Source organism: Psychrobacillus sp., assembly GCF_056205495.1.
This window is the reverse complement of sequence record NZ_JBAEAP010000398.1, coordinates 1-6,873: the sequence shown is the minus strand read 5'-3', so window position 1 is coordinate 6,873 and position 6,873 is coordinate 1. Positions and strand designations below refer to the sequence as shown.

Genomic DNA, 6,873 nt, shown 5'->3' with positions numbered 1-6,873 from the left:
AGACCGGCGGCTTTATGCCATCGGTTTTTTGTTATTGAATCATGTTTTGTAATACTTTTTGGCTATGTTAAAGGGGAGGGTTGTTTTATAATCCAAAGAAATCTTAAATCAGAGAGTAGAATTGATTTCCGCACCAGCCGGACGCTTTCCTCGGGGTGAGCGATAAGCCATCACCCAGAGGAAAGCGCGTGGTTGTGATGTCTTATCTGTCTCACTCATCCCGCAGGAGTCGCCGTCTGGCGCTCCAATCAATAAATGGGAACAGCTTTAGCATCGAGAAAGCGCTAATAAATTTACTCGCATAAACAAAGCTAAAAGGTCACCAACCTAAATTTCATCATCTATTTATGTTCTTAATAGCCATTTGAAAGTTCCTTTGTTTATATTACAGTCACTAAAAAAAATTGTTAGTCAAAATCAACCAATAACTTTAACAAAGCTTTTTTTAATCACTTCTTCCATTCCCCCATTCGTTTAATGAGGAAGAGTCAATGCCTATACTTTTCTTATTGTTCTCATTTTTTTCAAAAAGGAAGGACTATGGTAAAATAGGGAACAGCATAAGTAGGAAAAGGAGCAGATGGGATGTACTATGTGAAAGCACCTGCTAAGATAAATTTAACACTTGATGTATTACATAAACGCCCTGATGGCTATCATGAGGTGGAAATGATTATGACCACTGTAGATTTAGCAGACCGCATCGGGCTAGAAATGAGAGAAGACGGAGCTATACATATTATTTCAGTCGATCGTTTTGTTCCAAATGATCATCGTAACCTAGCCTATCAAGCGGCAAAAGTTCTTAAAGAAATGTACAAGGTGAAGTCTGGCGTCTCTATTAAAATCGAAAAGAATATACCAGTTGCAGCAGGACTTGCAGGTGGTAGTAGTGACGCTGCGGCAACTTTAAAGGGGCTAAATGTTCTTTGGGGATTAAATCTCACTTTAGACGAGCTAGCTCAAATAGGAACAAAAATAGGGTCAGATGTGGCATTTTGTCTATACGGTGGGACTGCATTGGCGACCGGGCGAGGAGAAAAAATCCAAGAGCTTCCGGCACCTGCCAACTGTTGGGTTATATTAGCTAAGCCAACATTAGGGGTATCTACTGCAGATGTATATGGGAATTTAAAAATTGATCAAATAGTTCATCCGAAAACAACAGCAATGGTAAATGCTATTAAGGACAAGGATTATGATTTGATGTGCAACTCACTGGGGAATGTTTTAGAAGATGTAACACTAAAACTATACCCTGAAGTAGCCAACCTAAAAGAGCAAATGCAACGTTTCGGAGCCGATGCTGTATTAATGAGTGGTAGTGGTCCAACTGTTTTTGGACTTGTAAACCAAGAATCACGAGTACAGAGAATATATAACGGGCTAAGAGGATTCTGTGATGAGGTATATGCCGTTAGGCTAATGGGAGATAGAGAACCACTTGCTTAAACACGTATAATTGTGGTAAGTTTTGTTTAAAACATTCGTGATTAGAGGTGGAAAATGATGAAATGGAAAAGAAGTGAACGGTTAGTGGACATGACTCAATATTTAATGGAGCATCCACATAAACTAATCCCTTTAACTTATTTTGCTGCTTTATATCAGTCTGCAAAATCTTCTATTAGTGAAGATTTAACGATAGTAAAAGAAACATTTGAAGAAAGAGGCAAAGGCATACTTGTGACTGTACCTGGTGCAACAGGGGGAGTTAAATTTATTCCTACTATGACAGACCAGGATGTTAAGAAAATCGCTCAGGAATTAATGGACCAACTTTCTAAAGCGGAACGTCTCTTACCCGGTGGTTATTTGTATATGACTGACCTTTTGGGTGAACCAATGCTAATGAACAAAATAGGGAAGGTATTTGCATCTGCATTTGTCGATACAAAAATCGATGCTATTATGACAGTTGCAACAAAAGGTATTCCTATTGCTCATGCTATTGCAAGACACTTAAATGTTCCTGTAGTTGTAGTACGACGAGATAGTAAGGTCACAGAAGGACCTACTGTCAGCATAAATTATGTTTCTGGTTCTGCTAGAAGAATTCAAACAATGGTTCTTTCTAAAAGAAGCATGGAAAAAGGCCAGCGTGTGCTAATTACCGACGACTTTATGAAAGTTGGAGGAACGATCAATGGTATGAAAAGCTTACTTGAGGAGTTTAACTGTGAGCTTGCGGGCATAGCTGTCTTAGTAGAAGCTGAGCATACAGGGGAACAATTGGTTGAGAATTACTTGTCTTTATTAAAGTTACATGAAGTAAATGAAAAAGACGGTACGATTGCTTTAACTGAGGGTAATTATTTCACGAGGGGTGGAAAATCAAATGAAAATAGTATCAACGAATAAAGCTCCAGCTGCAATAGGTCCATACGTACAGGGTATGGTAGTGAACGGAATGTTTTATAGCTCAGGTCAAATACCATTAACGCCAAACGGAGAAGTAATTGATGGTTCTATTACGGAACAGACTGACCAAGTTTTCGCTAACTTAGAAGCTGTTCTAACTGAAGCTGGTTCTTCCTTGTCCAAGGTAGTAAAAACTCTTGTATTTTTAAAAGATATGAACGATTTTGTTGAATTCAATGCTGCCTATGAAAAACATTTTGGTGATCACAAGCCTGCTCGTTCAGCTGTAGAGGTTGCTCGCTTACCTAAAGATGTAAAGGTAGAAATTGAAGTTATAGCAGTTATTTAAAGCTAAGGCACATGTTTTCTTCGGAAAATTATGTGCTTTTTTAGATTTTACTTTATTGTCACTCCCTCAAGAACCTCAAGTTATACTCCAAATAGGTTTTGTAAAATCCCCTCGTCTTTTATACTATTTTTTGATAGTTTTTTAATGCATATAATATTAAAAATATTCTAAAACAAAGGAGGAGTTTTTAAATTTTTGTGGAATAGTAAGTTAATATAGATATTTGCAACTAGGGGGAAGGAGAGATTATATGGAAGTGACAGATGTGAGGTTGCGTAAAGTATTAACCGATGGGCGTATGAGGGCAATCGCTTCTATAACACTAGACAACGAGTTTGTAGTCCATGACATTAGAGTTATCGAAGGAAATGCAGGGTTATTTGTGGCTATGCCAAGTAAGCGAACACCAGAAGGGGAGTTTCGAGATATAGCTCATCCTATAAATGTAGGCACACGATCTAAAATTCAGGATGCTGTGCTATATGCCTATCATTTAAGTGATGATGTAATAGCGGAAGTGGAAGAAGCTACTATATAAGACTAGCTTCAGTTATAGTTAGCGTTCAGAAACAGGCTATAAGAATCTTATACTTTTACTTTACTAACAAACAACGATATAATATCCATAATAAAATACTTTGAATGTTTTCTAGGGTTCCGTAACCATTGAGGTTGGTCTGGACCGAGAGAAAACTCACAGCTTTGCTGTGTCACGGAAGGATAAAAGCCTGGGAGAAACTGTTTAATAGTTTCTCTCAGGCTTTTTTTTTTGAGAATAATAATATATTGGAGGTTATTTTAGATGGATAAGGCATGGATTAAAGTGTTCATTGCTGCATTATTTGAGGTTTTTTGGGTTATTGGATTAAAGCATGCAGACGATTTTTGGACCTGGTCTGGAACAGTTATTGCTATCTTTATCAGTTTCTATTTAATGATTATGGCTGGTCGAGAACTTCCCGTAGGTACTGTTTATGCTATTTTCGTTGGTATAGGTACAGCAGGGACTGTATTTTCTGAGATTCTATTCTTTGACGAACCATTTCAAGTAGAAAAAGTAATCTTGATCGTACTATTACTTACTGGAGTAATTGGGTTGAAATTAATTACAAAGGAAAAAGTTCAGGAAAGGAGTGAATCTTAATGGCTTGGATTTCATTAATTTTAGCTGGGGTTTGTGAAATGTTCGGAGTGGCGATGATAAGTAAATTGCATAAAGATCGTAATTGGCAAGCGGTAGTACTCTTAATACTCGGATTTGGAGCAAGTTTTCTTCTTTTGGCTTATTCCATGAAAACTCTTCCTATGGGAACAGCGTATGCTATTTGGACAGGTATGGGAGCCTCTGGAGGAGCGATATTAGGTATGGTTTTATATGGAGAATCTAAAGACCCGAAACGACTAATTTTTATTGGAATGATTTTAGGCGCCGCTGTTGGCCTGAAACTCGTATCATAAGATAATACGTGATGGATATATCTTTAAGCTAAAGGTGGAATAATTATTTATAGAGGCTGCTCTCCTTCCTAAAAAATAATTTCACTATAATTTATTTAGCAAAGTAGCCAATTTTATAAATGATTATCATTCTGGGAAAGTTATTACAATAAAGCAGAAATTAATTATTAAAAAGCATATATATGTCATATCCAATCTAATCGTTAAGATTTGTTATATAAAAATAAAGTATGATTTAACAAAAAAATATATATATTACTTGTTTTGTCATGTATTTGTCAAGAGATAATTCCTTGAAAAAAACCCTCTTTTCCTATATAGTCAAAAGAGGAAATTAGCCCACTGGAGGGAATATCAAATGACAAATACCTATGCAGTTGTTTTGGCAGCTGGTAAAGGCACTCGTATGAAATCTAGTCTATATAAAGTATTACATCCTGTGTGTGGAAAGCCAATGGTAGAGCATGTTATTGATAACATGGATCAGGTAGGGGTAGAAAAGATTGTGACTATTGTTGGTCATGGTGCTGAAATTGTACAAAGTAAGCTTGGAAGCAGAAGCGAATATGCTTTACAATCAGAGCAACTAGGTACGGCACACGCTGTTTTACAAGCAGAAGAAGTTCTTTCTAACCTGAAGGGAACAACTATTGTTGTGTGTGGCGATACTCCTCTAATAACGGCAGAAACTATTAAGGAATTGCTTAAGCATCACAAAGAAACAAATGCAAAAGCTACTATATTGACTGCAATAGCTGAAAATCCGACTGGTTATGGAAGAATTATTCGTAACGAGCAAGGGAACGTTAAGTCTATAGTAGAAGACAAAGATGCAAATTCAGAAGAGAAGCTTGTCAAAGAGATTAACTCTGGTACTTACTGCTTTGACAACGAAGCATTATTTAAATCATTAAAATTAGTAAAAAATGAAAATACGCAAGGTGAGTATTATTTACCTGATGTTATTGGAATTTTACAACAAGATGGAGAAGTTATTTCTGCATATGCAGCGAAAGACTTTGATGAAACCCTTGGAATTAATGATCGTGTTGCACTATCGCAAGCAGAACAAATTATGCGTGCTAGAATAGCCAATCACCATATGCGTGAAGGCGTAACTATTATAGACCCTCAAAGTACATATATAAGCAGTGAAGCAACAATTGGCTCTGACACTGTTCTACAGCCAGGAGTTATCATTGAGGGTAAGACAATTATCGGAGAAAAATGTACAATTGGCCCAAATAGCCACATAGTCTCTAGTGTCATTGGTGATGAAACAACTATTCACTCTTCTGTAGTATTATCAAGTGAAATTGGTAACCATACCTCAGTTGGCCCATTCGCACATATACGACCAGACTCTGAATTGGGTGACCAAGTTAAGATTGGTAACTTTGTGGAAGTGAAAAAATCGGTAGTTGGCAATGGAAGTAAAATCTCTCACCTAAGCTATATGGGCGATGCATCTATAGGAACTAATGTGAATATTGGTTGCGGAGCTATTACGGTTAATTACGACGGTAAAAACAAATTTGTAACAACTATTGAAGACGATGCATTTGTTGGATGTAATTCTAATCTAATAGCACCTGTAACAATCGGTAAAAAAGGATATGTAGCAGCAGGATCTACGATTACTAAGGATGTTCCAGGTGAAGCACTTGCTATTGGTCGTGCTCGACAAGAAAACAAAGAAGGCTACGTAAACAAACTCAATCTAAAATAACCAATTACTATTCAGGAGGATTATCATGACTCATCGATATGAAAATGCCAAACTAAAAATATTTACTCTTAATTCGAATAAGAAATTAGCAGAAGAAATTGCAAAAGAGGTTGGAGTTCCGCTAGGGAAAAGTACTGTAACAAGATTTAGCGATGGCGAAGTCCAAATTAATATCGAAGAGAGCATACGTGGATGTGATGTATTTATCGTTCAATCCACTTCTGGTCCTGTAAACGAAAATATAATGGAATTATTAATCATGTTAGATGCAGTTAAACGTGCTTCTGCTCGTACCGTAAGTGTTGTTTTACCTTATTACGGATATGCTCGACAAGACAGAAAAGCTCGTGCTCGTGAACCGATCACAGCTAAGCTAGTAGCTAACCTGCTAACTTCTGCTGGAGCAACTCGCGCAATTGTTTTAGACTTGCATGCACCACAAATCCAAGGTTTCTTCGATATTCCAATCGATCATTTAGTAGCTGTGCCTATCTTATCTGACTACTTCTTAACGAAAAACCTAGATCCTTCTCAAATTGTTATTGTATCACCAGACCACGGTGGAGTTACTCGTGCACGTAAAATGGCTGACCGTTTAAAAGCGCCAATTGCTATTATTGATAAACGACGTCCACGCCCTAATGTTGCAGAAGTAATGAACATCGTTGGTAATGTTGAAGGAAAAACGGCAATTTTAATCGATGATATTATTGATACTGCAGGAACTATCTCCATTGCAGCTCACGCTTTAATGGAAAGCGGCGCTAAAGAAGTGTATGCATGTTGTACACATCCAGTGCTATCAGGACCAGCAATTGAGCGTATTGATAACTCTGTTATTAAAGAATTGGTTATTACAAACTCTATTCAATTACCAGAAGAAAAACTTTCACCAAAAATTAAAGAACTATCTGTTGCAAAATTATTAGGTGATGCAATTGTTCGAGTATTTGAAGAAAAATCTGTAAGTACTTTG

At 37.0% G+C, this 6,873-nt stretch carries 8 protein-coding genes and 1 riboswitch; all 8 genes read left to right on the top strand.

Translation table 11 applies throughout. From position 1 onward, the window contains the following. Positions 1 to 585 precede the first annotated feature (585 nt). Complete coding sequence (gene ispE / locus AC06OU_RS11770; protein ID WP_475855982.1) at positions 586 to 1,452, top strand: 4-(cytidine 5'-diphospho)-2-C-methyl-D-erythritol kinase; 867 nt, start codon at positions 586 to 588, stop codon at positions 1,450 to 1,452. Positions 1,453 to 1,509: 57 nt separating this feature from the next. Further along, positions 1,510 to 2,361 (top strand): pur operon repressor, encoded by an 852-nt coding sequence (purR, locus tag AC06OU_RS11765; protein ID WP_169360385.1) that lies wholly within the window; start codon positions 1,510 to 1,512, stop codon positions 2,359 to 2,361. After that, complete coding sequence (locus AC06OU_RS11760) at positions 2,339 to 2,710, top strand: RidA family protein (RefSeq protein WP_475855981.1); 372 nt, start codon at positions 2,339 to 2,341, stop codon at positions 2,708 to 2,710. The genes purR and AC06OU_RS11760 overlap by 23 nt, the downstream gene beginning before the upstream one ends. 250 nt (positions 2,711 to 2,960) lie before the next feature. Beyond that, positions 2,961 to 3,248: a septation regulator SpoVG gene (spoVG, locus tag AC06OU_RS11755; RefSeq protein ID WP_169360349.1), complete on the top strand. Its 288-nt coding sequence runs from the start codon at positions 2,961 to 2,963 to the stop codon at positions 3,246 to 3,248. A gap of 100 nt (positions 3,249 to 3,348) precedes the next feature. Further along, positions 3,349 to 3,447: riboswitch (guanidine-I (ykkC/yxkD leader) on the top strand. Between the two features lie 65 nt (positions 3,448 to 3,512). Next, positions 3,513 to 3,854 carry a DMT family transporter gene (locus AC06OU_RS11750; RefSeq protein WP_475855978.1) on the top strand — a complete coding sequence of 114 codons (342 nt, stop codon included), beginning with the start codon at positions 3,513 to 3,515 and terminating at the stop codon, positions 3,852 to 3,854. After that, a complete protein-coding gene (locus tag AC06OU_RS11745; protein ID WP_475855977.1) occupies positions 3,854 to 4,168 on the top strand; it encodes a DMT family transporter in 315 nt (104 codons plus the stop codon). The genes AC06OU_RS11750 and AC06OU_RS11745 overlap by 1 nt, the downstream gene beginning before the upstream one ends. Before the next feature lie 358 nt (positions 4,169 to 4,526). Then, positions 4,527 to 5,897, top strand: a complete 1,371-nt coding sequence (gene glmU, locus AC06OU_RS11740) for a bifunctional UDP-N-acetylglucosamine diphosphorylase/glucosamine-1-phosphate N-acetyltransferase GlmU (RefSeq protein ID WP_475855975.1) — start codon at positions 4,527 to 4,529, stop codon at positions 5,895 to 5,897. A 25-nt stretch (positions 5,898 to 5,922) separates the two neighbouring features. Then, positions 5,923 to 6,873 (top strand): ribose-phosphate diphosphokinase (locus tag AC06OU_RS11735; RefSeq protein WP_475855973.1); only part of this gene is annotated, 951 nt, incomplete at its 3' end.

What these genes read in the sequence shown, in the direction of transcription:
- ispE (WP_475855982.1), top strand. Translation starts at nt 586, where the DNA reads ATGTACTATGTGAAAGCACCTGCTAAGATAAATTTAACACTTGATGTA.
- purR (WP_169360385.1), top strand. Translation starts at nt 1,510, where the DNA reads ATGAAATGGAAAAGAAGTGAACGGTTAGTGGACATGACTCAATATTTA.
- AC06OU_RS11760 (WP_475855981.1), top strand. Translation starts at nt 2,339, where the DNA reads ATGAAAATAGTATCAACGAATAAAGCTCCAGCTGCAATAGGTCCATAC.
- spoVG (WP_169360349.1), top strand. Translation starts at nt 2,961, where the DNA reads ATGGAAGTGACAGATGTGAGGTTGCGTAAAGTATTAACCGATGGGCGT.
- AC06OU_RS11750 (WP_475855978.1), top strand. Translation starts at nt 3,513, where the DNA reads ATGGATAAGGCATGGATTAAAGTGTTCATTGCTGCATTATTTGAGGTT.
- AC06OU_RS11745 (WP_475855977.1), top strand. Translation starts at nt 3,854, where the DNA reads ATGGCTTGGATTTCATTAATTTTAGCTGGGGTTTGTGAAATGTTCGGA.
- glmU (WP_475855975.1), top strand. Translation starts at nt 4,527, where the DNA reads ATGACAAATACCTATGCAGTTGTTTTGGCAGCTGGTAAAGGCACTCGT.